General features: G+C 43.1%; 26 protein-coding genes. 20 read left to right on the top strand and 6 right to left on the bottom strand.

The annotated features are described in order from the left end of the window. Positions 1-28 precede the first annotated feature (28 nt). From AC4CU3_RS05250 to AC4CU3_RS05220, 7 genes are all read left to right on the top strand, one after another. Positions 29-1,813, top strand: a complete 1,785-nt coding sequence (locus tag AC4CU3_RS05250) for a copper resistance system multicopper oxidase (protein WP_279042864.1) — start codon at positions 29-31, stop codon at positions 1,811-1,813. Then, positions 1,800-2,093: a hypothetical protein gene (locus tag AC4CU3_RS05245; RefSeq protein WP_201950148.1), complete on the top strand. Its 294-nt coding sequence runs from the start codon at positions 1,800-1,802 to the stop codon at positions 2,091-2,093. Before AC4CU3_RS05250 ends, AC4CU3_RS05245 begins: the two co-directional genes overlap by 14 nt. After that, complete coding sequence (locus AC4CU3_RS05240; RefSeq protein WP_201950151.1) at positions 2,080-3,006, top strand: copper resistance protein B; 927 nt, start codon at positions 2,080-2,082, stop codon at positions 3,004-3,006. The genes AC4CU3_RS05245 and AC4CU3_RS05240 overlap by 14 nt, the downstream gene beginning before the upstream one ends. Before the next feature lie 233 nt (positions 3,007-3,239). Beyond that, positions 3,240-3,557, top strand: a complete 318-nt coding sequence (gene sugE, locus AC4CU3_RS05235) for a quaternary ammonium compound efflux SMR transporter SugE (RefSeq protein WP_005400191.1) — start codon at positions 3,240-3,242, stop codon at positions 3,555-3,557. 82 nt (positions 3,558-3,639) lie between these two features. Continuing rightward, complete coding sequence (gene sugE / locus AC4CU3_RS05230; protein ID WP_010325989.1) at positions 3,640-3,957, top strand: quaternary ammonium compound efflux SMR transporter SugE; 318 nt, start codon at positions 3,640-3,642, stop codon at positions 3,955-3,957. Between the two features lie 33 nt (positions 3,958-3,990). Continuing rightward, the gene (locus AC4CU3_RS05225; protein ID WP_279042859.1) at positions 3,991-4,476 is read left to right on the top strand and encodes a methylated-DNA--[protein]-cysteine S-methyltransferase; all 486 of its coding nucleotides are present in this window, start codon (positions 3,991-3,993) and stop codon (positions 4,474-4,476) included. Positions 4,477-4,597: 121 nt separating this feature from the next. Beyond that, positions 4,598-5,251, top strand: coding sequence for a nuclease-related domain-containing protein (locus tag AC4CU3_RS05220; protein WP_419381116.1), 654 nt, complete (start codon positions 4,598-4,600; stop codon positions 5,249-5,251). A gap of 30 nt (positions 5,252-5,281) precedes the next feature. Here AC4CU3_RS05220 and AC4CU3_RS05215 read toward each other — a convergent pair whose 3' ends face one another. Beyond that, positions 5,282-6,049, bottom strand: a complete 768-nt coding sequence (locus AC4CU3_RS05215; protein WP_183174418.1) for a hydroxymethylpyrimidine/phosphomethylpyrimidine kinase — start codon at positions 6,047-6,049, stop codon at positions 5,282-5,284. A 93-nt stretch (positions 6,050-6,142) separates the two neighbouring features. Here AC4CU3_RS05215 and AC4CU3_RS05210 point away from each other — a divergent pair, with 93 nt between their 5' ends. Continuing rightward, positions 6,143-6,787 (top strand): HAD-IA family hydrolase, encoded by a 645-nt coding sequence (locus AC4CU3_RS05210; RefSeq protein WP_201950162.1) that lies wholly within the window; start codon positions 6,143-6,145, stop codon positions 6,785-6,787. Positions 6,788-6,884: 97 nt separating this feature from the next. On the opposite strand, the gene AC4CU3_RS05205 is transcribed toward AC4CU3_RS05210, so the two are convergent. Continuing rightward, a complete protein-coding gene (locus tag AC4CU3_RS05205) occupies positions 6,885-7,628 on the bottom strand; it encodes a sporulation protein (protein WP_201950164.1) in 744 nt (247 codons plus the stop codon). An 84-nt stretch (positions 7,629-7,712) separates the two neighbouring features. After that, positions 7,713-8,177 (bottom strand): Lrp/AsnC ligand binding domain-containing protein, encoded by a 465-nt coding sequence (locus AC4CU3_RS05200; protein ID WP_004694947.1) that lies wholly within the window; start codon positions 8,175-8,177, stop codon positions 7,713-7,715. 137 nt (positions 8,178-8,314) lie between these two features. On the opposite strand from AC4CU3_RS05200, the gene AC4CU3_RS05195 reads away from it, so the two are divergent. The 5 genes from AC4CU3_RS05195 (at position 8,315) to AC4CU3_RS05175 (ending at position 13,979) form a co-directional block, all read left to right on the top strand. Further along, a complete protein-coding gene (locus AC4CU3_RS05195) occupies positions 8,315-9,574 on the top strand; it encodes a D-amino acid dehydrogenase (RefSeq protein WP_218645688.1) in 1,260 nt (419 codons plus the stop codon). 36 nt (positions 9,575-9,610) lie between these two features. Beyond that, a complete protein-coding gene (gene alr, locus AC4CU3_RS05190; RefSeq protein WP_201950171.1) occupies positions 9,611-10,708 on the top strand; it encodes an alanine racemase in 1,098 nt (365 codons plus the stop codon). Between the two features lie 37 nt (positions 10,709-10,745). Continuing rightward, positions 10,746-11,105 carry a RidA family protein gene (locus AC4CU3_RS05185; protein WP_004694941.1) on the top strand — a complete coding sequence of 120 codons (360 nt, stop codon included), beginning with the start codon at positions 10,746-10,748 and terminating at the stop codon, positions 11,103-11,105. A gap of 141 nt (positions 11,106-11,246) precedes the next feature. Next, the gene (locus AC4CU3_RS05180; protein ID WP_176537218.1) at positions 11,247-12,689 is read left to right on the top strand and encodes an amino acid permease; all 1,443 of its coding nucleotides are present in this window, start codon (positions 11,247-11,249) and stop codon (positions 12,687-12,689) included. Positions 12,690-12,872: 183 nt separating this feature from the next. After that, positions 12,873-13,979 (top strand): acyltransferase family protein, encoded by a 1,107-nt coding sequence (locus AC4CU3_RS05175; RefSeq protein WP_279042848.1) that lies wholly within the window; start codon positions 12,873-12,875, stop codon positions 13,977-13,979. 81 nt (positions 13,980-14,060) lie between these two features. Here the strand turns inward: AC4CU3_RS05175 and AC4CU3_RS05170 are convergent, their stop codons facing one another. Together AC4CU3_RS05170 and AC4CU3_RS05165 are read right to left on the bottom strand one after the other, a co-directional pair. Continuing rightward, positions 14,061-14,513 (bottom strand): CopD family protein, encoded by a 453-nt coding sequence (locus AC4CU3_RS05170; RefSeq protein WP_005011820.1) that lies wholly within the window; start codon positions 14,511-14,513, stop codon positions 14,061-14,063. A gap of 23 nt (positions 14,514-14,536) precedes the next feature. Next, complete coding sequence (locus tag AC4CU3_RS05165) at positions 14,537-15,766, bottom strand: beta-ketoacyl synthase N-terminal-like domain-containing protein (RefSeq protein WP_004694933.1); 1,230 nt, start codon at positions 15,764-15,766, stop codon at positions 14,537-14,539. 278 nt (positions 15,767-16,044) lie between these two features. On the opposite strand from AC4CU3_RS05165, the gene AC4CU3_RS05160 reads away from it, so the two are divergent. From AC4CU3_RS05160 to rimI, 7 genes are all read left to right on the top strand, one after another. Further along, a complete protein-coding gene (locus tag AC4CU3_RS05160) occupies positions 16,045-17,502 on the top strand; it encodes an EcsC family protein (protein WP_279042845.1) in 1,458 nt (485 codons plus the stop codon). 154 nt (positions 17,503-17,656) lie between these two features. Continuing rightward, the gene (gene rpsL, locus AC4CU3_RS05155; RefSeq protein ID WP_002050319.1) at positions 17,657-18,031 is read left to right on the top strand and encodes a 30S ribosomal protein S12; all 375 of its coding nucleotides are present in this window, start codon (positions 17,657-17,659) and stop codon (positions 18,029-18,031) included. Positions 18,032-18,208: 177 nt separating this feature from the next. Continuing rightward, entirely contained in the window at positions 18,209-18,679 is a 471-nt protein-coding gene (rpsG, locus tag AC4CU3_RS05150; RefSeq protein WP_004694929.1) for a 30S ribosomal protein S7, read from the top strand. Positions 18,680-18,809: 130 nt separating this feature from the next. Continuing rightward, complete coding sequence (gene fusA / locus AC4CU3_RS05145) at positions 18,810-20,945, top strand: elongation factor G (RefSeq protein WP_004694927.1); 2,136 nt, start codon at positions 18,810-18,812, stop codon at positions 20,943-20,945. Positions 20,946-21,038: 93 nt separating this feature from the next. After that, the gene (gene tuf, locus AC4CU3_RS05140; RefSeq protein ID WP_004692776.1) at positions 21,039-22,229 is read left to right on the top strand and encodes an elongation factor Tu; all 1,191 of its coding nucleotides are present in this window, start codon (positions 21,039-21,041) and stop codon (positions 22,227-22,229) included. Positions 22,230-22,521: 292 nt separating this feature from the next. Then, positions 22,522-23,403 (top strand): metal-dependent hydrolase, encoded by an 882-nt coding sequence (locus AC4CU3_RS05135; protein ID WP_087014336.1) that lies wholly within the window; start codon positions 22,522-22,524, stop codon positions 23,401-23,403. Positions 23,404-23,507: 104 nt separating this feature from the next. Continuing rightward, the gene (gene rimI / locus AC4CU3_RS05130) at positions 23,508-23,966 is read left to right on the top strand and encodes a ribosomal protein S18-alanine N-acetyltransferase (RefSeq protein WP_279042840.1); all 459 of its coding nucleotides are present in this window, start codon (positions 23,508-23,510) and stop codon (positions 23,964-23,966) included. A 29-nt stretch (positions 23,967-23,995) separates the two neighbouring features. Here the strand turns inward: rimI and AC4CU3_RS05125 are convergent, their stop codons facing one another. After that, positions 23,996-24,811, bottom strand: a complete 816-nt coding sequence (locus tag AC4CU3_RS05125) for an arginyltransferase (RefSeq protein ID WP_004694916.1) — start codon at positions 24,809-24,811, stop codon at positions 23,996-23,998. Between the last annotated feature and the right edge of the window lie 2 nt (positions 24,812-24,813).

Below are 24,813 nucleotides of genomic sequence, written 5' to 3'. Positions count from 1 at the left end.
ATAAAGCCTCATCCTTGGGGCGTGTCTGATGTCATCTTCTTGGAGCTTTGGCGCAGTCAAAGAATACCAATTAGTCATTGATGAAAGTCCCGTCAATTTAACGGGAAAGTCGTTAAAACGCATTAGCGTTAATGGGCAGTTTCCTGCACCTCTGCTTGAATTTGAGGAGGGCGATGATGCGGTCATTCGGGTTAAAAACAACTTAAAAAAACAGGATTCATCGATCCACTGGCATGGTTTGCTTTTGCCCGGGCTAATGGATGGTGTGCCAGGTTTTAACGGGTTTAATGGTATTCAGCCGAAGAGCGAATTTGTCTATAAGTTCAAAGTGCGCCAAAGTGGAACCTATTGGTATCACGCACACTCGAAAGGACAAGAGCAAGATGGGCTGTATGGCGCATTGGTCATTTATCCCAAAGACAAAAAGCCTTTAGCTCAGCATGAAAAAACTGAGCGTGACTATGTGGTGATGCTGTCGGACTTCCATGAGCAGAGTAGTGAACAAATTCAGAAGAATCTGAAAATTTCTGCCGAATATTATCAAAATCAGCGTGAAACCGTTGCTGATGTGTGGAAACAAGTACAGCGCGAGGGCTTAAAAGCCGCGTGGCAAGACCGTTCCATCTGGAACCAAATGCGCATGCTAAAAACGGATCTGTCCGATGTCACGGGTTATACCTTCCTGATCAATGGTAAAACGCCTGAGCAGAACTGGACAGGTATGTTTAAGCCGAATGAGAAGGTTCGGTTGCGTTTTATCAATGCTTCAGCCATGTCATTTTTTGATATCCGTATTCCTCACTTAAAAATGACCGTGGTCAGTGCAGATGGTCAACCCGTCAAACCCGTTCCTGTGGATGAGTTTCGGATTGGAACTGCTGAAACTTATGATGTGATTGTGGAACCGAAAGCAGGGCATTATCAAATTGAAGCAGAGTCGATTGACCGTTCAGGCTACGCCATTGGAACTTTACACAATGAGTTGACTCCAATGGCACAGAGCATACATATGCCTGCGCCACGTCCACGCTCATTGTTGACCATGGAAGATATGGGGCACGGCTCAGAACATTCAGGTATGGATCATTCACAGATAAACCATGAAACAATGCCTGAAATGGATCACTCCAAAATGAACCCTGAAGCGATGGCTGGTATGGATCATTCAAAGATGAATCATAAGACCATATCTGAGATGGATCATACACAGATGGGTCATGCGCAACAGAATACGACAGCAAGTTCGGTACAGGAAGCTGTTACACCAGTGTATGGGTGGGCGAATGCCTCTACGCCTAAAGGTGATAAGGCATTGCAATATAGCGATCTGAAATCCTTAGAGCCTCAAAAAGATACCCGTGAGGCGACGAGCGAGTTAGTGATTCGTTTGGGTGGAACTATGGAACGCTATTTGTGGACCATCAACGGGAAAAAATTTAGCGACGCTGAACCGTTGAAAGTGAAGTATGGCGAGCGTATTCGGATCAAATTTATCAATGACAGCATGATGGCGCATCCGATGCATTTGCACGGTATGTTTATGCAACTGGAAAATGGACAAGCCGCCGTTGATATGCCGAATAAGCACACTTTGATTGTACCACCGGGCAAAACAGTGACTGCTTTACTGACCGCAGATGAGTTAGGCGAATGGGCGATTCACTGTCATCTGCTGTATCACATGAGCTCAGGCATGATGAATAAACTGATTGTGGCCAATGTGAGTGATAGTCAAGTGTCCACCACCCCAATTCAAGAGCAAAAAACAGCAGCTCAAGCTGAACCAAAAGGAGATGAACATGCGCATCACTAATCTTTTTTCAGGTTTTGCCCTAGCTGTTAGTGTCTTATTGAGTTCGTTTGCTATGGCTGCCGAATCTCATGCACATCATGAAAAACAAAAAGCCAAATCTACAAGCCAAGATCAGTCCAAAGAAATGGCACATGAGCATCATCAGCATAGTGCCGATGAGCATACTCAGATGCTGAAACAGAAAAATGCGGTTGGTCTGCCTTCATCGGAGAAGCAAGCTCAGACTCAACCAAGCAAACAGTCGAAGGCTCAGAAAGGAGATCATCATGTACACCATTAATCTTTTTTCTAAAAGCATAGTGAGCAGTTCTTTCGTGTTGATGAGTGCTGCGGCTATGGCGCATGAAGGGCATCATATGCCTGCTGAAGCAAATGCAAATATGTCCATGACAACTGAGTCCGTGATGTCACAACATGCACAGCATCAGGCGATGACCACTCCAACTCAAGCTGTTCCACAGACTAGCGCACAACATGTACAGCAGATGAATCATGATTCAACAGCACATACGCATGATCACCGCAAAGAGCACGGCGCGCAAATTTATGCGGTCACCACCGTCGATAACAAGTGGTTGCTGAATGAAGATGGCGATGGTGGTTTAAAGTCTGAGTTTGAAACCCGTATCGGGACAGATGAAAATAAGCTGTTTATCAAGGTACATGCGGATAAGCAGGAAGCGCATAAGGCTGAATATGATGCCAAAGTGCTGTATAGCCGTATGATTTCAGACTTTTGGGATATACAGGCAGGTGCACGATACCGAGCTGAAAAAGTAGAGTATGAACAGCAGGGATGGGATACGGAAGAAAAAGTGGATGGGGTGCTTGGCTTACATGGTTTAGCGCCGTATTTCTTTGAAACTGATGCTTACGTATATGCTGGTGCAGACAACTATGCTGCGTTTAGTTTAGAAACCGAGCGGGACTTGTTACTGACCCAAAAGCTGATTTTTAAACCTTATTTAGATATGAATATTATTTTCAGTGATGACTCTAAATATGCCAAAAAATCGGGTCTCAGTAGTGCAGCCGTTGGTCTTGAGACACGTTATGAGATCAGCAAAAAAGTCATGCCTTATGTGGACATTGCCTATGAATATAGCAAAGGCAATGAAGCGACGGCTTGGCAGGCTGAAAGTGACGAAGAGAAAGGTTGGCAGTATGGAATGGGTATTCGCTTTAAGTTTTAAGTCGGACGTTTAGGTTTAAAGTAAATATTTGAGATTGCACCAATGTTGTGCTGAAAGAGTGATCTGCTGGTTCGGATCACTCTTTTTTGCGCTTTAATGATTTCTAAGTATGAAAATAATTCATTTTGGTGCGCTCTTTGCTATAATTTGAGGCATATTTAGGATGAACGACCTCCCTCATATTGAGAAAATTCGTCAGGACGGCCTGACTCTAGTGAAGAGGAGTCAGTAGCATGGCTTGGGTTTTTCTTATCTTTGCGGGTCTGTTTGAAATCGTTTGGGCATATTCAATGAAACTGTCCGAAGGGTTTAGCAAACTCACACCCAGCATCATTACCATTGTGTTCATGATTTTAAGTTTTGGTTTACTGGCCTATGCAATGCGAACATTGCCGCTAGGAACCGCGTATACCATTTGGACTGGGATTGGTGCGATTGGATCTTTCTTGGTGGGGATTTTTATTTTAGGTGAGCCAGCAACTGCTATGCGGATGTTTGCTGCGGTGCTGATTGTATCGGGCCTGATTTTGATGAAACTCTCATCCAGCTAAATTCATTTAAATATGTAGAGCTTCAAGCGATCCTTCGTTTGAAGCTTTGTTGTTTCTGCTCGGAATAAAAGGTGTTTTGCGTATGGCGTGGGTGATTTTAATTGTTGCAGGTTTGCTCGAAGTGGTTTGGGCCTATGCAATGAAAGTATCGGATGGTTTTACTAAACTGACACCGAGTATTTTAACCCTCGTATTTATGGTGGCCAGTTTTGCGTTGCTGTCTTATGCCATGAAGACCTTACCTTTGGGCACTGCCTATACGGTTTGGACAGGGATTGGCGCGATTGGTTCATTTTTGGTGGGTATCTTGATTTTAGGTGAACCTGCCAATGCCATGCGGATGCTCGCAGCGGTTTTAATTATTTCTGGGCTTGTACTGATGAAACTTTCATCGTCATAATGTTACATACATAGACAATTTTTGTGGTGAACCATGCGCTTATTTTTTAAATATATGCCATCTCCTGTCGGGGTACTGAGACTGGTGGCACATGATCAAGCCTTGGTTGCCGTATTGTGGGAAAATGAAAATCCCAAACGGGTACGTTTAGCTGAACTGGTCGAACACAATCAGCATCCGATTTTGCTGGAAACAGAGAAACAGTTGAGCGAATATTTTGCGACAAAACGTCAAAGTTTTGATTTGCCTTTGGATTTTTGGGGGACAGATTTCCAGAAGCAAGTTTGGCAGGCTTTATTGCAAATTCCTTTTGGTGAAACCCGAAGCTATAAAGATATTGCGCTACAGATTGGTAATGTCAAAGCCGTTCGTGCAGTGGGTGCGGCTAATGGCAAAAATCCAATTTCAATCATTGCGCCGTGTCATCGGGTTGTGGGGGCGAATGGAAAATTGGTCGGCTTTGCAGGCGGTCTGGACAATAAAGATATTTTATTGACGCTTGAGAAAATTGCGAATTAAGCGTGTGTTTCGGAGTTTTTACGTTCGTATTTTAGTTTAATAATTTAAAAGTAAGTACTTTGTTTTTTAATCTGTATTCTTTTGAAGAATCGTGTCTCTAACTCAAATAACGATGAATAATATGATGAGTCAAATTGTGGGGAATGTGTTTTCAGAGCTGTGGTGGATGCTACTGATCTTGTTCGGGATCGGCCTTTTAAAAGCGTTTAAGCCCTATCTGAAAGGGAGGTTTGGCGAGTTCGCAGTTCAAGCGCATGTGAAATTGTATTTGGATGAGCGTTATACTCTAATTAACGATGTGACTTTGCCTGATGAGCAGGGCGGAACGACTCAAATTGACCATATTGTATTGAGCCCCTTTGGTGTTTTTGTGATTGAAACCAAAAACTATAAGGGCTGGATTTTTGGTGGTGAGCGTCAAAAGATGTGGACGCAGAAAATTTATAAAAAGAGCTTTAAATTTCAAAATCCGCTGCATCAAAATTATAAACACGTCAAAGTGCTGCAAAGTGTGTTGCAAGATATTGTTGATGTAGATTATATCCATTCTGCTGTGGTGTTTATGCCTGAATGTGAGTTTAAAACTGCAATGCCCAGTACAGTATTTAAAGGTAAAACATGGGTCGATTATATTAAGACCTTTAACACAGAAGTGATTCCAGCGATGAAACTGAAACGGATTCAGCTTCGGATTGAAAAAGAAGTGTTAGAAAAGTCATGGAAAACCAACCGTGAGCATGTCGCACATTTAAAACAACGCCATCAAGACCGTTAAACAAAACCCTGCATACGCAGGGTTTTCTACTTAAAAACGCTTGGGAATTTTTTGACCGCCTTCAACAGGTGTTTCTGCCTGTTTTAATACACCAAAGAGCCATGTTTCGGCATGATGTACTGCGACTTTAACACTGTCACCTTGCGCCAAACGACCCGCAATAAAACTTGCCAGCGAACAACCTGAACCGTGATATTCACCAGCTAAACGCGGGCAGCGAGTTTCAGAAATGAGCTCGCCATTCACAAACAGGGCATTACGAATATAGTCCGGTGTGTCTTCATGACCACCTTTGACCAGTACCGCTTTGGCACCCATTTCAAATAGTTTTTGCGTTGCGGTAGCTAAGTCATCGAGACCTGTTAACGCTCGTAGTTCAACTGTATTTGGGGTAATAATGTCCGCCAATGGGATCAGCTCAACAAAAGCTTTGACTAAGGTTGCTTGATCACCCAGTGAACCGCCACTGTTCGCCACTAAAACAGGGTCGAGTACATATTTGTACTCAGGATGTTCACGTAGAAACTCAGCCAGTGCTGCAATATTATCAGTGGTGCCTAACATGCCAGATTTGACGGCTTTAATCGGTAAATCACCGACAACAGCGTTCGCCTGAGCTAACAGCAATTCTTTTGACGTCGCTTCAAAGCCAAACACTTGTTGCGAGTTTTGAACAGTGAGTGCTGTACACGCAATGGCTGCATGCGCACCACTTTGACCAATCGCTTCGATATCGGCCTGTAAACCAGCACCACCTGAAGGGTCTAAACCAGAAAAGCACAGTACGGTTGCGCGCACAGAAATATCCTTGTTGCGAAAATTTGCGATAGTATAGGCAACTTTGGCAGAACTCTCGATAGTATTTTATTTAAAGCCCAAGAAGGATCAGCTGTGATTAAACATATTTTGCTAGATTTAGATGGAACATTAACAGATCCGAAAGTTGGCATTACCACAAGTGCGCGTTATGGCTTAAACAAAGTCGGACACCCCATTGCTGAAGATCTAAACATTGACTGGATTATTGGGCCACCCCTAAAAGCGTCTTTGGCAAAACTCTTAAATGTTGCAGTGGACGATGTTTTGGCAGAGCAAGCTTTATTGGGCTATCGTGAGCGCTTTGCGGTGAAAGGTTTATATGAAAACCATTTATTTGCCGATGTTGAACCGACCTTAAAAAAACTGACCGAGCAGGGCTATCACTTGTATTTGGCGACAGCAAAACCTGAAATTTATGCACGTCAAATCTTAGAGCATTTCAATTTACTGCAATACTTTATCCATCCCTATGGCAGTGAACTGAACGGTGAGCGCACCAATAAGGGAGAGTTGATTGCTTATATTTTAGAAAAAGAGCAGTTAAAAGCGGAAGAGTGTCTGATGGTTGGTGATCGTGAGCATGACATTTTGGGTGCACGTCGTAACGGCATTGAAACCATTGCGGTGGAATACGGTTATGGTTCTGATCAAGAGTTGACGGAAGCCGCACCTAAAGCACGAATTAAAACCTTTGCCGATGTCTTGGACTTGATTTAACGCAGATAGGATTTAATTCGGACAGGATTTAAAGAACGTCTTTTTCGACTGCGCACGACTTTTCTATATTGAAACAGTCGTGCGCAGGGATTAAAAATTAAATGCCTAACATACGTCTAATTTCATTTGCTAACAGTGCAGGATTGGCCTGTTGATGCGGAATGCTAAGGCTGTTGAAGCTATCACCACGAAATTTACGATCCACTTCCAAAAGTACATGGGTTTGATGTTGCTCTGCCACAAAGGACACTTCAACTTCATTGATGCTGTTGAACAATTGCGTAGGTTTAAATTCAAGTTCTTGATAACAACCAATGCTCGAGTGGAAGCCGTTGCCACATAGTTGACCTTTTTCAACATCGACGGTCATTAACTGAAAACCGCATTGCTGCATGGCTTGAATAAACGCCTGCATAGCCGGTGTCGGAAAAATCTGTAAATAGTCTTTGTCAGTGGCATCGAGTCCCCAGCCCACATCTAAATGCGTATGTAACCACACTCGGGTTTTATTGATGCGGCAAGGCACATCTGTAACTGGCGTTTCAAAGGGCAGTTGAATCGAAAAAGGAAATGCATGTGACTGATGGGCTTGTAACTCAAAAGTCCCGCTAATGTGCCATTCGGCAATACTTAACGCACTATTGTACTCAGCATCATCCGATTCAACCTCGGCTGTGGTCATGAGCTTTAAATAAATACCGTTGATAATTTTATTAGACGCGGCACCTTTAAAAATAACCTCACCTTGAATGGCTTGACCCGCTTGTGGTGCGGTGGTGTGTAGACGAGTATCGACTTGAATGCCTTGTAAGCCAAGACTAGACATAAGTTTGTTAAACAAGGTGCAGAACTTCCAATAGGGAATCGATAGATTTTAAACATTTAAAGTGAATGCATTTTTAAAATGCATATTTTTAATAAGCTGTTAGCGAATATCCAAATAAAAACTTTCTTTGACTTCTTCCATCACAATATAACTGTGCGATGACGCTGAAGAGGGCAGTTTTTTTAGTAAATCACCCAATAGGCGTCGGTAGGCACTCATTTCTTTTAAACGGGCTTTGACCAAATAATCGAATTCACCTGAAATCAGATGGCATTCTAAAACTTCAGGGATTTCGACCAAGTCACGTGCCACTTGATCAAACACATCGCCAGACTTGGCCGATAGCTTAATTTCTAAAAATACCAATAAGTTTCGATCGACCAGTTGTGGATTGAGGCGTGCGTAGTAACCCATGATAATACCATCGCGCTCTAAGCGTTTGACACGTTCTGAACAGGGTGTGGTTGAGAGGTTGACGCGAGAGGCCAATTCACTAATCGCAATTCGTCCATCACGCTGTAAAATGTCTAAAATCTGCTGATCAATCCGATCTAATTTACGCATTATAAATTTCCTATGTTTAGAATTTTAGCGCGACAAAAATGGCGATTTACCTAGATTATAATATTAAAAACAGTGAAAAAAACTATTAACCTAAAAATATACTAGTGAAATAAACTAGTGTGTGTAAGGGATCAGTCATGCGTGTAATTGTCTTAGGTAGTGGTGTCATCGGTGTTGCAAGTGCATATTACCTTGCACAACAAGGCGCAAGCGTTACGGTTTTAGACCGTCAAGCTGGTCCTGCTGAAGAAACTAGCTTTGGTAACGCAGGGCAAATCTCTCCAGGTTATTCTACACCGTGGGCTGCACCCGGTATTCCGTTTAAAGCCGTAAAGTGGATGTTCCAACACCATGCACCTTTAGCGATTAACATCGATGGTAGCATGTGGCAGTTGAACTGGATGGCGCAAATGTTGAAAAACTGCAATCCACAAAGCTATGCTATTAACAAAGAACGTATGACGCGTGTTGCTGAATACAGCCGTGACTGCTTACGTGAACTGCGTAAAGAAACAGGCATTCACTATGAAAACCGCGCGAAAGGAACTTTGCAGGTTTTCCGTAATGAAGCACAACTAGATGCAGTACAACGTGACATCCAAGTATTAAAAGAATGTGGCGTCGACTACGAATTATTATTAAAAGATGACTTAGCCAAAGTCGAGCCAGCTTTAGCCTATGCCAAAGACAAACTGGTTGGTGGTTTACATCTACCGAATGATGAAACAGGTGACTGTTACCTATTTACCAATGCTTTGGCAAATCTTGCGAAAGACATGGGCGTAGAATTTAAATTTAACCAAAATGTTGAAAAATTAGTGGTTGAAGGGGATGAAATCAAAGGCGTGGTGGTTGATGGTCAAGTGCTTACAGCAGACCGTTATGTGCTTGCTTTTGGTAGTTATTCACGTGATTTCTTAAAACCATTGAATTTGAATTTGCCTGTGTACCCTGTCAAAGGCTACTCATTGACCATTCCAATTATAGATCCTGCATTTGCACCGCAGTCTACGGTTCTTGATGAAACTTATAAAATTGCCATTACGCGTTTTGACCAACGTATCCGTGTGGGTGGTATGGCTGAACTGAGTGGTTTCAACCACGGTTTAAACCAAGACCGCCGTGCGACCTTGGAAATGGTGACTCAAGACTTATTCCCAGGTGGAAATTTAGCTGAAGCAAGTTTCTGGACGGGTTTACGTCCAATGACACCAGACTCTACGCCGATTATTGGTGCGACTCGTTTTAAAAACTTATTCTTGAATACAGGACATGGCACCTTGGGTTGGACCATGGCATGTGGTTCAGGCAAGCTTATTAGTGACTTGGTGATGAACCATCAACCAGACATCAGTACTGAAGGCCTATCGATTCAACGTTATCCTTCAGCAGCCTAATTCGTTTTAGGTCATATTGATTCAAGGAAGAAGAAAATGCCACGTCCAATTACTGCAGTGATTCATAGTCAATCACTGCAGCATAATTTAAATGTTGCTCGCACGAAAATGCCGAATAGCCAAGTCTATGCGGTGGTCAAAGCCAATGCCTATGGTCATGGGATTGAACGCGTCTATCAAGCGTTCAAATCTGCCGATGGTTTTGCGCTGCTCGATTTGGCAGAGGCGAAACGCATCCGCGCTTTAGGCTGGATAGGTCCGGTTCTGTTACTCGAAGGTATTTTTTCAGAGCAAGACCTATTTGACTGCCATGAGCTGGGCCTAAGTTTCAGTATTCATAGTGAATATCAACTCGAATGGTTAGCGCGTTTTCCTTTAGAGGCGCAGTTCGATGTTTATTTAAAAATGAACAGCGGCATGAATCGTTTAGGTTTCCGTCCTGAACAATACCGTCAAGTGTGGCAGCAGCTTTCCAGTTTGCCTCAAGTTCAACGCTTGACCCATATGATGCATTTTTCGGATGCCGATGGTGAGCGTTTCGGACGTGAAGGCATTGCGCATCAATGCCAGTTATTTGATGCCATTACCCATGATCTGCCGGGTGCACGTTCTGTTAGCAACAGTGCAGCCATCTTACGCCATGAACAGTTGCAGTCGGATGTGATCCGTAGCGGCATCATGCTCTATGGCAGTTCTCCAGATTATCCAAGCCATTCGATTCAGGACTGGGACTTGCAACCTGCCATGAGTTTGCGCAGCGAGTTGATTGCCATTCAGCAATTAAAAGCAGGCGATAGCGTCGGTTATGGCTCAAAGTTCATTGCTGAAAGCGACATGCGTGTGGGTATTGTGGCTTGTGGTTATGCCGATGGTTATCAACGGATTACCGCAACAGGTACGCCTATTTTAGTTGATGGACAACGCAGCAGCTTGGTCGGGCGTGTCAGCATGGACATGTTGGCGGTCGATTTATCTCACCTTCCAAATGCCCAAGTCGGCAGTGAAGTGGTGCTGTGGGGTACATCGAAACAGGGTGCTGTACTCAGCATTGATGAAGTCGCAGCAGGTTCAGGCACGATTGGCTATGAGCTGATGTGTGCTGTCACTGCACGTGTCAATTTTATCCAAGATTAAATTTTATTTTTATACAGTTTCATACAAGGAAAGACCTATGTCACATTCAGACATTCAAAAATTCAACACCAACGAAGTCATGAGTGCAGTCACTGTGTTTAATCAAGTGGTGTATTTGTCAGGGCAAGTGCCAAAAAATACCGACAATGATGTCGCAGGTCAGACCCGTGAAATTTTAGCAACAATTGATGAGCTTTTAGCTTTGGCAAATACAGATAAATCACGTTTGTTATCTGCTCAGCTTTACATCAAAAATCTCTCTGATTTTTCTACAGTCAATGCGATTTGGATTGACTGGATGAATGGTTGTGTAGCACCTTCACGTGCCACGATTCAGGCTGATTTGGTTAATCCAAACTGGTTGATCGAAATTGCAGTGACGGCTGCACAAAACTAATTTTTAAACTCTCCCCGTGTATATCAGCGCTTGGGTTTCAACCGAAGTGCTGATGAGCGTATAAATGCCGCCCGTTAGGATAACGAGCACTGTATGAACATGGTTTATACGCAAAAAAGGACTTTAACAGGATGTTAAATTATGACGACTACCCCACAAGCTGACGGTGCAAATGCATCATCGCATGAATTACAACGGAAATTATCCAACCGCCACCTGCAATTGATTGCCATTGGTGGCGCGATTGGTACGGGCCTGTTCATGGGTTCGGGCAAAACCATCTCTCTTGCTGGTCCTTCTATCTTAATCATTTATATGATTATCGGGACCATGTTCTTCTTCCTGATGCGTGCATTGGGCGAAATTTTATTGTCAAATTTGCACTATAAGTCGTTTATCGATATGGCTCATGATCTGATTGGGCCAGGTGCGGGTTACTATATCGGTTGGTCCTATTGGCTCGGTTGGGTCTTGGTCGGTATTGCGGACTTGGCAGCCATTATTAACTATCTTGGCTTTTGGCTCCCACCAGACATGGCCTTTACTCCTATGGGACAGGCTTTAATCAGTGTCGGCTGTGTGCTGTTTGTCCTTGGGTTAAATTTGCTGACCGTGAAACTCTTTGGTGAAATTGAATTTTGGTTTGCTTTAATCAAAATTTTAGCCATTTTAGGGCTGATCGTGATTGGTGGCTTTATGGTGTTTAGCCATTTCCAAGCACCGGGCGGTTCAGTTGCAAGCTTTAGTCATGTTTGGTCGCATGGCGGGATGTTCCCTCAAGGTGGCAGTGGCTTTTTAGCAGGCTTCCAAATTGCACTCTTTGCCTTTGTCGGTGTAGAGCTGATTGGAACCATGGCTGCTGAAACCAAAGACCCTGAAAAGAACTTACCGAAAGCAGTGAATGCGATTCCAACCCGTATCATTTTGTTCTATGTCTTGTCGCTATTTGTGGTGATGTCGGTGACGCCGTGGAATCAAATTCCTGCGGATCAAAGCCCGTTCGTTTCACTATTTTTACATGCAGGTATCCCAACTTCAGCCATCATTATGAACTTGGTGGTACTGTCTTCAGTGATGTCTTCAATGAATAGTGGTGTGTTCTCTACATCACGTATGCTGTTTGGTTTGGCAAGAGAAGGGCAAGCACCACAGAGCCTAGCGCGTCTGTCAAAACGTGCGGTGCCAGCAAAAGGCTTATTCTTCTCATGTGCTTTTATCATGGCAGGTGCTGCGCTGCAGTACTTTGTACCAAACACGGTTGAAGCCTTTACATTAGCCAGCTCATTGTGTGTGATTCTGTTCATCAGTATCTGGAGCATTATTATGGTGTGCTATATCCGCTACCGTAAATTGCGTCCTGAGCTACATGCAAAATCGACTTTTAAAATGCCGGGCGGTGTTTGGATGTCTTATGTGGTCTTAATCTTCTTGTTCTTTACGTTGATTATTTTGAGTTTAGAGGCGGATACTCTTCGTGCACTCATGATCAGTCCACTATGGGTGATTGTTCTAGCCGTGACGTATCAACTGCTGTACAAGCCTCGTATGAAAAAACGTCTGTTAGGGCAGCAACTGGATAACTAAAATTCATTCTGTACTCGTGATGTTTGAAAGAAAGCCCTGCATAAGTAGGGCTTTCTTTTTGCTTGAGCTGAATTAATCGGTTCTAATTCAGTGTTAGATAATTGTATGATTTTATATATAAAAGCTGTCTAAATCAGGTGATTTCACTTTTAATGAGGCACTTTAAAATTTTAATAATGATTTATGCGTAATTATAAAATAGACATCCTGCGTGGCGTGTCCATCCTGTTGGTGCTGATTCACCATTTCAATATTCCTTATAAATTACACGATACCTTTCTCGGCATCTCAATTGGGGGCGAGAGCTTAAGTACTTTGATTGCAAGAAATGGCAACTATGGTGTGACCATGTTTTTTGTCATTTCAGGTTTTTTGATTACTCAGCATACCTTGCAGCGCAGTGGATCTTTGGCGCAGATTAAGCTGAAAGATTTTTATATCCGTCGTCTTGCTCGAATCATGCCGTGTCTGGTGTTATTGGTCACGATGGTCAGTGTGCTCGGAAGCTTAGGATTACAACCCTTTATCAATCAGTCGCCCAATGGCGTAGAAGTGTCCTATGCTGTCACCGTCCTTTCAGCTTTGAGCTTCTGGATGAATCTACTGATTATTGAATACGGCTGGGTGAACTATGCTTTGGGCGTATTGTGGTCTTTATCGGTTGAAGAAGTCTTCTATTTAGCGTTTCCTGTCCTGTGTTTAGCACTGGGTCGGGGCAAAGGCTTTATTATTTTTCTGCTCGTTGTCATTGCGTATGCACCGTATTTTCGTGCCCTCCATTTTGGCGAGGGAAGCGGCGCTTATCTGTATCATTATTTTTCTAGTTTCGATGGAATTGCCATTGGCTGCCTCACCGCAATATATGCGCAACATATTAAAGGTGTAATTTACAATCAAAAAATGATTGTTGCAGTAACAGCGTTTCTAATGACCGCTTTATATTTTTATGCACCCATCAAAGAGGTGAGTAGTTGGGGCATCAGCGTATTTGCTTTACTTACAGCGTTACTCATATTGTGTTTTACCCAAGACCTGAAAGTTAAACCTATCTCATACACGGCACGGAGTTTGGTCTGGATTGGACAGCGTAGCTATGAAATGTATCTGTTTCATTTGATTGTTCTCGGCTTAATGAAAGTGGTGTATTTCCCAAAAGAAACTTTAGCGGCTGAAAAGTTGATGTTGTTGCCTGTTTATTTTATCGCAGTGTTTATTTTGAGTTGGGTGATTGAGAAATATTATTCAACCCCGCTCAATTTAAAAATTCGTCAATCTTGGATACGCTCGTAATACTGATCTTGAACTGTGCTGTTGATTTTGTACAGACATTAAAAAGCCCCGAATCAATCGGGGCTTTTTAAGTGTGGGATTTTAAAATGTCGGTTTAACCACGACTAAAATCACCACAGCAAATAAAATGAGGGTCGGCATTTCATTAAAGAAGCGCCAGAACTTGTGTGACTTGTAATGCGCATGACCAATCAATTTCTTACGGTAATAACCGCAAACAAAGTGATAAATCACCAATAGTCCAACCAAACCGACTTTGAGGTAGAACCAAAGGGCTTCATGGTAGTGGCGCGTTGCATCACCCCAATCGACCAAGAAATGTGCCGTGATCAGTGTTGCAATCATCGACGGCCACATAATACCACGGTACAACTTACGCTCCATGACCTCAAAACGTTGATGACTGACGGCATCATCACTCATGGCATGGTAAACATAGAGCCGTGGTAAGTAGAACAATGCAGCGAACCAACACACCACGGCAATAATATGTAATGCTTTTACCCACAAGAAAGCATCAGAAGGAGCATCCATCAAGTCACCCTAAAATGAGCGGCTTAGCCTTCCCACTTTTTGAAAATGAGACATGCATTTACGCCGCCAAAACCGAAACTGTTACTCATCACAGTATTCAATTTTGCGTCACGTTTTTCAAGCACGATATCAAATGGTTTTGCGCCTTCATCCAGTTCAGTCACGTTGATGTTGGGTGCAATAAAATCATTTTGCATCATTAGGACAGAGTAGATTGCTTCTTGTACGCCCGCTGCACCTAAGCTATGACCTGTCATTGACTTGGTTGAGCTGAGTGGAGGAACTTGACCTTCGCCAAATGCACGTTCCATTGCTTTTAATTCAGTGATGTCACCGGCAGGCGTCGACGTACCATGCGTATTCACATAGTCAATTTTGTCTACGCCGTGTTGTTTTGCTTCTTCAAGTGCCATCAGTACACAACGTGTCGCACCTTCACCCGATGGCGCAACCATGTCTGCACCATCACTGTTTGCCGCATAGCCCACAACTTCAGCCAAAATGTTGGCACCACGTGCTTGCGCATGTTCTAAAGACTCAAGCACTACAAAACCGCCACCGCCAGCAATCACGAAACCGTCACGGTCAGCAGAGTAAGGACGAGACGCTGTTTCTGGTGTGTCATTGTATTTTGAGCACAGTGCACCCATCGCATCAAATAACAAGCTTTGAGACCAGTGATCTTCTTCACCGCCACCTGCAAGCATGAGGTCTTGCTTGCCCAATTGAATCAGGTTATAAGCATAACCAATTGCATCAGCAGACGTTGCGCATGCGCTGGTAATGGTGTGTGCAACACCTTGCATTTTAAAAGCAACGCCAACGTTTGCCGTAATTGTGTTCGACATATTACGAGGTACGAAGAACGGACCAACTTTACGTGCGCCTTTGGTGTCTAACAATTCTTTCATTTCAACTACAGATGCAGTTGAACCACCACCTGAACCACCCGCGATACCATAGCGTGGATTGCCACCAATTTGCTCTGCTGTTAAGCCTGCATTTTCAACCGCAGCAACCGCAGCATTGTATGCATACATGGCACAAACACCCATAAAGCGTTTTAGCTTACGGTCGATGCCATCAAAGTCTTGTTCAGCAGCAGCGCTGATATGGCTTTTAAAATTGAGTTCAGCATAGGTTGGGTTAAAACGTGTCCCAGAAATCCCGTTTTGTAATGCATGAGTAACTTCTTCCAAAGTATTACCGATACATGAGTTGATACCCATGCCAGTGATTACTACACGTTTCATTTAAAGATCCCTTATATGGTGGTTTTGCAGAGTTGCGCTTAAAGATGAATCAACAATTTATTTCTAAGCCAATTGCAACTCTTATGTTTTCAATGCAGATCATAATAGCAGAAAGAATTTTTAATTCTTATGGCAAATCCTATGCCAATTTGACTTGTCTTAAAATCAGGAGCAGGGCATTTCAACTTTACTAAAAGACACATATTCTTATTGAGATAAATGCGTACTACACCTAGTATTTAGCTAGAAATGAAAGATTATAAAGTACGGGGTACGGAATGGCGGATTCAAACAATAAACAGCGCAGTGGTTTCTTTTCAAATGCCTTCGGAGTGGCTAAAAAGCTCAGTCATACAGGTTTAAACATATTAAACCAAGTGAGCCCAGATACGGCCTCAGCACTGACCAATACTACAACTGGTGATAGTGCGAGTACAAAAACAAAATCGAAAAATAAGCGTTATGAACACCCGCAGCAAGTCTTAAGAGACCATCTGCCGACAGTATCGCGTCATTTATTGGGACGTCATTATGTCAACGCAAATCGAGTGGCACATTTTGTGTCGCCACAACTTTCCGATAAAGCCGCAGATTATTTTTTTAGCCAGCTCAATCAATTTAGCTCAAGTATGAGCTCGGTCGATGCCGTTTTAGATGAAGCAGGCGTGCGTGATTTAGAAATGCTGACCCAAGATGTCGACCGTTCAAAACGGATTAGTCAGGCATTGTCCGAACAAAATAAAATTATTGCTATCTTGCAAGGCGCACTGACTGGAGCAACGGGCTTTGTGGGCTCAACCGTAGATGTCCCTGCTTCCTTGGTGATGTCGTTACGTATGATCTACCAAGTGGGACGTTCTTATGGTTTTGACTTAACTAAAGAGTCCGATCAAGACATCGTCCAGTTTATTTTTAAACAGATTGATCTTGGGCTGATTGCGGAAAAACAAACTTTGTTGATGGCGATAAAAGCCATTTCAAATACCTTGCAAACCCATGATGTCTCTCAGTTACAACAGCTTTTAGGTTCAAGCAATGATATTGAAGCCTTAAAGAAATGGTTGACCAATGCCGATGGTCAGCTGAAATGGGGGCAGTCGATTGCTAACCTATCGCTACTGAATAAGTTAGCAAAACTCACACCAATTGCCAGTGCAGGGGTGAGTGCAGCTTATAGTTGGCGCCTTGTTGATGATGTACACCAAAAAGCACAACTGGTTTTTTCAGAAGCCCGTCAATATATCATCCAACAAAAAGATACCAGCCTTAGTGCTTTAACAGCATATGAACGCTCACTTGAGCTTTTGGTGAAAGCCTCACCAAGACTATTGTCACAGCGCAGTACATCAGAGACCGATGGTTCAGATTTGAAACTTGGGGCTGAAGTGGAGTTAAATGGTCATCAAAGCATTACCAAGGTTAAAATCCAGAAAAAGTCTGACAAAGTTACAGAGCCTGTCGCAACCGAAGAACGTGTTCAACAAGGGCTGGAACAACTCGCAGATCAAATGATTGAACCCCATGATGCTGTTGCACCGCAGCAACCAGCCCTACAAATGGAAGAGGATCTTGCAGATTTATATCCAGTGGATGAGGTTGAGGAGACCACACAGAACAATAATGAGTCTTTTACGGAAAATGAACCCAATATGGCTTCAAAAGTCACAGCAAAACCCGCTGTAGAGCCGACTGAAAAAAAGGTTACAAAAAGACGAAATGCGCCAAGTAAAAAATAAACCCTTTAAAATAGATAGAAATTTGTAAAAGCCCTGATTTGGTCAACATTACATGTAGTTTGAAATGTTGACCATTTTTACGTCTTAGCTTACAATTGCATGCCCTCAAAAAGTCGTCTTTTTTTGGGTTTTTTATTAACGGGAGAATTGCCAAATGGCAACAACAAATCAGTTGATCCGTAAGGGTCGTACGACTTTAGTTGAAAAATCTAAAGTTCCTGCGTTGAAGGCTTGTCCACAACGTCGTGGTGTTTGTACACGTGTTTACACAACTACACCTAAAAAACCTAACTCAGCAATGCGTAAAGTTTGCCGTGTGCGTTTAACTTCTGGCTTTGAAGTTTCTAGCTACATCGGTGGTGAAGGCCACAACCTACAAGAGCACAGTGTTGTTCTTATCCGTGGTGGTCGTGTTAAAGACTTACCAGGTGTACGTTACCATACCGTTCGTGGTTCTTTAGACTGTGCTGGTGTGAAAGATCGTAACCAGTCTCGTTCTAAATACGGTACTAAACGTCCTAAGAAATAATCTTTCGAGATTAACCTCTTAGTTCGCTAGAACTGCAATCCTTTATCGTCTCGCTTGTCTGATTTCTGCATTAATTTTGTGAAATTCAAGCGACGTGTAGTAAGGCCAGCGAAAGCACATGACACTTTGTGCTACGGCTGGATTAACCTGAAGTGTCATATATATAGGTAGTTTAAAATGCCAAGACGTCGCGTAGTTGCTGCTCGTGAAATCCTTCCGGATCCTAAGTTCAGCAGCCAAACAATCGCTAAATTCATGAACCACGTAATGCAAGATGGTAAAAAATCTATTGCTGAAAGTATCGTTTACGGTGCTTTAGACCGCGTTCAAGAAAAAAACAAAGTAGACCCAGTTGAATTTTTCGAGACTACTCTTGAAAAAGTTCGTCCTATGGTTGAAGTAAAAGCACGCCGTGTTGGTGGTGCTACTTATCAAGTACCTATGGAAGTACGCCCATCCCGTCGTACTGCTCTAGCTATGCGTTGGTTAGTAGATGCTGCTGCTAAGCGTTCTGAAAAAACTATGGCTTTACGTCTTGCTGGTGAGTTGCTTGATGCAGCTGAAGGTAAAGGCGCAGCGGTTAAAAAACGTGATGACGTGCATCGTATGGCTGAAGCCAACAAAGCATTCTCTCACTACCGCTTCTAAGCGACTAAAACAGCCCCTATTCAGGAGGGTGACAGCTTGGCTTACGCCAAACTGTCATCGAATCGCTTTAAGCTGTTCGTCAGCTTAAAGCGCCTGTTTTAAACAACAAAATTTAGGAATGCAAGAAATCATGGCTCGTCAAACCCCAATTTCTCGTTATCGTAACATTGGTATTTCTGCGCACATTGATGCGGGTAAAACCACAACTACAGAACGTATTTTGTTCTACACAGGTGTATCTCACAAAATTGGTGAAGTACACGATGGTGCAGCAACAATGGACTGGATGGAGCAAGAGCAAGAACGTGGTATTACCATTACTTCTGCTGCTACGACTACATTCTGGTCAGGTATGTCTAAACAGTTCCCTGAACACCGTATCAACGTAATTGATACACCGGGACACGTTGACTTCACAATTGAAGTTGAACGTTCTATGCGTGTTCTTGATGGTGCGTGTATGGTTTACTGTGCTGTAGGTGGTGTACAACCTCAGTCTGAAACTGTATGGCGTCAAGCGAACAAATACCAAGTGCCTCGTTTAGCATTCGTGAACAAGATGGACCGTACAGGTGCAAACTTCTTCCGTGTTGTTGAACAAATGAAGACACGTTTAGGTGCAGCTCCTGTACCTGTAGTAATCCCTGTTGGCGCTGAAGAAAACTTCCAAGGCGTAATCGACTTGATCGAAATGAAAGCGATCATTTGGGATGAAGCTTCACAAGGTATGCAGTTCGAATACGGTGAAATCCCGGCTGAACTTCAAGCTACTGCTGAAGAATGGCGTGTAAACATGGTTGAAGCTGCTGCTGAAGCTTCTGAAGAGCTAATGGACAAATACCTAGAAGAAGGCGAACTATCTAAAGAAGATATCGTTGCTGGTCTACGTGTTCAAACTTTGGCTTGTCAAATTCAACCAATGCTTTGTGGTACAGCGTTCAAAAACAAAGGTGTTCAACGTATGTTGGACGCAGTAATTGAATTCTTACCGTCGCCTACAGAAGTTAAAGCGATTGAAGGTGTTCTTGACGATAAGGCTGAAACTAAAGCGATTCGTGAAGCATCTGACGAAGCTCCGTTCTCTGCGCTTGCGTTCAAAATCATGAACGACAAATTCGTAGGTAACTTAACTTTCGTACGTGTTTACTCTGGTGTTCTTAAACAAGGTGATTCTGTTTATAACCCAGTTAAATCTAAACGTGAACGTATCGGCCGTATCGTGCAAATGCACGCGAACGATCGTCAAGACGTTGAAGAAATTCGTGCGGGTGATATCGCTGCGTGTGTAGGTCTTAAAGACGTAACTACGGGTGATACACTTTGTGATGAGAAAAATGTCATCACACTTGAGCGTATGGAATTCCCAGAGCCAGTAATTGCATTGGCTGTTGAACCAAAAACTAAAGCTGACCAAGAAAAAATGTCAATTGCTTTAGGTCGTTTGGCTAAGGAAGATCCATCATTCCGCGTTCGTACTGACGAAGAGTCAGGTCAAACAATTATTGCTGGTATGGGTGAACTTCACCTTGACATCATTGTTGATCGTATGAAGCGTGAATTCGGTGTTGAAGCAAACATTGGTAAACCAATGGTTTCTTACCGTGAAACGATCAAGAAAACAGTTGAACAAGAAGGTAAATTCGTACGTCAAACTGGTGGTAAAGGTAAATTTGGTCACGTATACGTACGTTTAGAGCCAATGGATCCTGAATCAGAAAAAGATTACGAATTCGTTGAAGAAGTTGTTGGTGGTGTAGTTCCTAAAGAATTCTTCGGTGCTGTGGATAAAGGTATCCAAGAGCGTATGAAGAATGGTGTCCTTGCTGGTTACCCAGTTGTTGGCATCAAAGCTACATTGTTTGACGGTTCTTACCACGATGTCGATTCGGACGAATTATCGTTCAAAATGGCAGGTTCTTACGCATTCCGTGACGGTTTCATGAAAGCAGATCCTATCTTGCTTGAACCGATCATGAAAGTTGAAGTAGAAACTCCAGAAGACTACATGGGCGATATCATGGGTGACTTAAACCGTCGTCGTGGTATGGTTCAAGGTATGGACGACTTGCCTGGCGGTACTAAAGCAATTAAAGCTGAAGTTCCACTTGCAGAGATGTTTGGTTACGCGACTCAAATGCGTTCTATGTCTCAAGGCCGTGCAACATACTCTATGGAATTTGCTAAATATGCTGAAACTCCACGTAACGTGGCTGAAGGCATCATTTCTAAATTCCAGTCTGGCGGTAAAAAAGGTGACGACGAGTAATCTTTCGATTACTATAAGCCCAAACTAATTCATAGTTAAAAACCAAGTGCTCATGCAGTGATCCTGCATGAGTAGTTTAAAAAGGAAGATCTCATGGCTAAGGCTAAGTTTGAACGTAATAAGCCACACGTTAACGTGGGCACAATCGGTCACGTTGACCATGGTAAAACAACTTTAACAGCTGCAATTGCAACTGTATGTGCGAAGAAATTCGGTGGCGAAGCGAAAGACTACGCTGCAATTGACTCTGCACCAGAAGAAAAAGCACGTGGTATTACAATTAATACTTCACACGTAGAATACGATTCTCCAACTCGTCACTACGCACACGTAGACTGCCCGGGCCACGCCGATTATGTTAAAAACATGATTACTGGTGCTGCTCAGATGGACGGCGCGATCCTTGTATGTGCTGCGACTGATGGTCCAATGCCACAGACTCGTGAACACATCCTTCTTTCTCGTCAGGTTGGTGTACCTTACATTCTTGTATTCCTTAACAAGTGTGACCTTGTTGATGATGAAGAACTTCTTGAATTAGTAGAAATGGAAGTTCGTGAACTTCTTTCTACTTATGACTTCCCAGGTGATGACACTCCAGTTATCCGTGGTTCAGCTCTTCTTGCACTTAACGGTGACGCTGGTCAGTATGGCGAAGAAGCAGTTGTTGCGCTTGTTGACGCACTTGACACTTACATTCCAGAGCCAGTACGTGCAATCGACCAAGCATTCTTAATGCCAATCGAAGACGTATTCTCTATTTCTGGTCGTGGTACAGTAGTAACTGGCCGTGTAGAAACTGGTATTGTGAAAGTAGGCGAATCAGTTGAAATCGTTGGTATCCGTGATACTCAAGTAACTACAGTTACTGGCGTAGAAATGTTCCGTAAATTGCTTGACGAAGGTCGTGCGGGCGAGAACTGTGGTGTTCTTCTACGTGGTACTAAGCGTGAAGACGTACAACGTGGTCAAGTACTTGCTAAACCAGGTGCAATCAAGCCGCACACTAAATTCGATGCAGAAGTATACGTGCTTTCTAAAGAAGAAGGTGGTCGTCACACTCCATTCCTTAACGGTTACCGTCCACAGTTCTACTTCCGTACAACTGACGTAACTGGCGCGATCAAATTACAAGATGGCGTTGAAATGGTTATGCCTGGTGACAACGTAGAAATGTCAGTAGAATTAATCCACCCAATCGCAATGGACCCAGGTCTACGTTTTGCGATCCGTGAAGGTGGCCGTACAGTTGGTGCTGGTGTAGTTGCTAAAGTAACTGCATAATCATCTGATTGTGTAAAAAAAGCGCTCCTTCGGGGCGCTTTTTTTATTTATTCATTTTTACTGCGAAAGTGATTATTTTAGGCAAGATACGGCATGCTTTAGTGTTCATCCTAAAAATAGCGTAGAACTTTACGCACACTAAATTGTCTAACAATCCACCCTGAAAACTGTCCTAAACTGATATTTTGCTGACCCTAACTGCACTTATGGGCGGAGCCTAATCACGTAAGATAAAAAGACGAAAACAACTATAAGCAGTGGATGTCTTCAGGATATTCATAGGAGCAAAAATATGAATGCGAAGGTAAAAATCACAAACCGTGCGGGCGCGAGTTTCCCTGTACGTCGGATGAACTTTGAGTTTGAAAGCGTACCTGAATATTGGATGAATGGTTCAGCTGGACTGACCCATTTTATGACCGCACTGTCAGCACTCTTTCCAGCAGGTGAAATGTTTTTTATCGACAGTGTTCGTGCCGTTAGACAGCATCCCTCAATCAAAGATAATGCCGAATTACAAAAAGAAATTTCAGCCTTTATTGGTCAAGAAGCGATGCATACGCAAGAACATGAAGGTTTTAATGCGTCTGCGCAAAAGTATGGGCACGATGTTGCAACACTTGACCGCTATACCGACCGTGCAATTCAAACCACACGTAAAGTGTTTGCTTTTCTAGGCAAGCCTGTGGGTATTACACAAGAGATGGTGGATTTAACAGCAACCACCGCGCTGGAACATTTTACTGCAACTATTGCCTCTCAGTTGTTGGTCAATAACCACATTCAAGAGCTGATGAGCGATGAAACCATGAAAACCATGTGGTTATGGCATGCTATTGAAGAAAATGAGCACAAAGCTGTGGCTTATGATGTATTTGAAGGAGTTTTTGGAAAGGGAATCAAATCCTATCTACTACGAACGGGATCACTGGTTGCAGCCATGGCCATTTTATTCTGCGTGCAGTCGTATTTTGTGTTTCGGTTATTAAAGCAAGATAAACAATTGAACAGGGCTGCGCTGAAAGATATTTATACCTATGCATATAGTCCATCGAAAGGAATTATTACAGGGATGGCACGTGAAATGATCATGTACTTTAAACCAGGTTTTCATCCTAATCATCACGACACCGACGCTTTACTTGAGAAGTGGAAGCTAAAATTAGGTTTTTAAGCAGTTTTGGCTCTTTGAGCGATGTAAATCACTCTTTTTTTTGTTCGGTTTTTAGCACAAATTTTTTATACTGTGACCTCCACATTTTAGAAAGATAAACGAAGATGATTCGTTTAATGCAAGCTGCGGACTTAAGCCAAGTTGCGCAGATTGAAAATTTAGTTCAAACCCATCCTTGGAGCCTAAAACAGTTCCAAGAGTCCATGCAGTCTTATCACAGTACCGTGATTGAACAGGCAGGGCAGGTCGTAGGCTTTTGTATCCTCCAACCCGTTCTTGATGAGGCCAATTTATTGTTGATGGCCATTCATCCAAGCCAGCAAGGCAAAGGGTTGGGTTACCAGCTATTAGATGCATCACTGGCACAACTCAAAAACAACCCAATACAAGTGTTCTTAGAAGTCCGTGAGAGCAATCAGGCGGCCATTGCCTTGTATGAAAAGTCCGGTTTTCATCAAATTGATTTGCGTAAAAACTATTATCCTAAACCAGATGGTGGTCGTGAGCATGCCATTATTATGGTGAAATCATGTAGTGATGACTTTTCCGAGTTGTTTAAATGAGAGAACAGTTAAGCTTCTGTATAACGCCATTATTTAATAATGGCGTTATTCCACCCCGAAGGTAGGGTGGTCATTAAGGAGTTTCCCAGTTGCTGCACTTCCTCGCTGCTCAGGCTGTGATTGAGTCTGCGCCACTGACCATCAATCAGTAACTCTAGCGGTAAATACTGCGATTTGTAGTTCATTTTTTCTGAGTGTGGTACCCAATAGCCCAAATACACAAACTGCAAAGCGCGTGCTTTTGCTAGCTCGATTTGTTTTAAAATGGCGAAAGTGCCGAGTGAGCGTTTGTTTTCATCGGGATCAAAAAAAGTATAAACCGCAGATAAGCCATCATCTAAAGGGTCGCAGGTCGAAACACAGATGAGTTGGTCTTCTTTCCACAGCTCTAAGAAAAAGCTCTCGGTACAGCTATGCACGAGGAATTTATCAAATTGATCGCGGCTAGGTGGGAACATGTCTCCATCGGCATGGCGTTTAAAGATATAACGCTCATATAAGTCATAATGTTTTTTGGTGGCATCCGCAGTGCGGGTAATTTTTAAAGTCAGATCTTGATTGCGTTTCCATGCTTTTTTTTGACTGCTGTTCATCTTAAATTCGCGTACAGGTACGCGGCTCGACAAGCACTGTCGACACAGATGACACTCTGGGCGGTAGACAAAATCACCACTCCGGCGAAAACCCACCCGAGAAAGTTCGGACAGCGTGACGACATCAATACGATGTGCTGGATCGAGAAATACCATCCGGGCTGACTTTTTTTCTAGATAGCTGCAGTCATGCGGTGGCGTGATGTAATACTGTAAATCATTCAGTAGGGACTTCGGGTGATACGAATTCATGA

This window comes from Acinetobacter sp. 802_lipA (genome assembly GCF_058242885.1).
The sequence above is the reverse complement of the archived record's forward strand: the minus strand, read 5'-3'. Positions and strand labels throughout refer to the sequence as shown.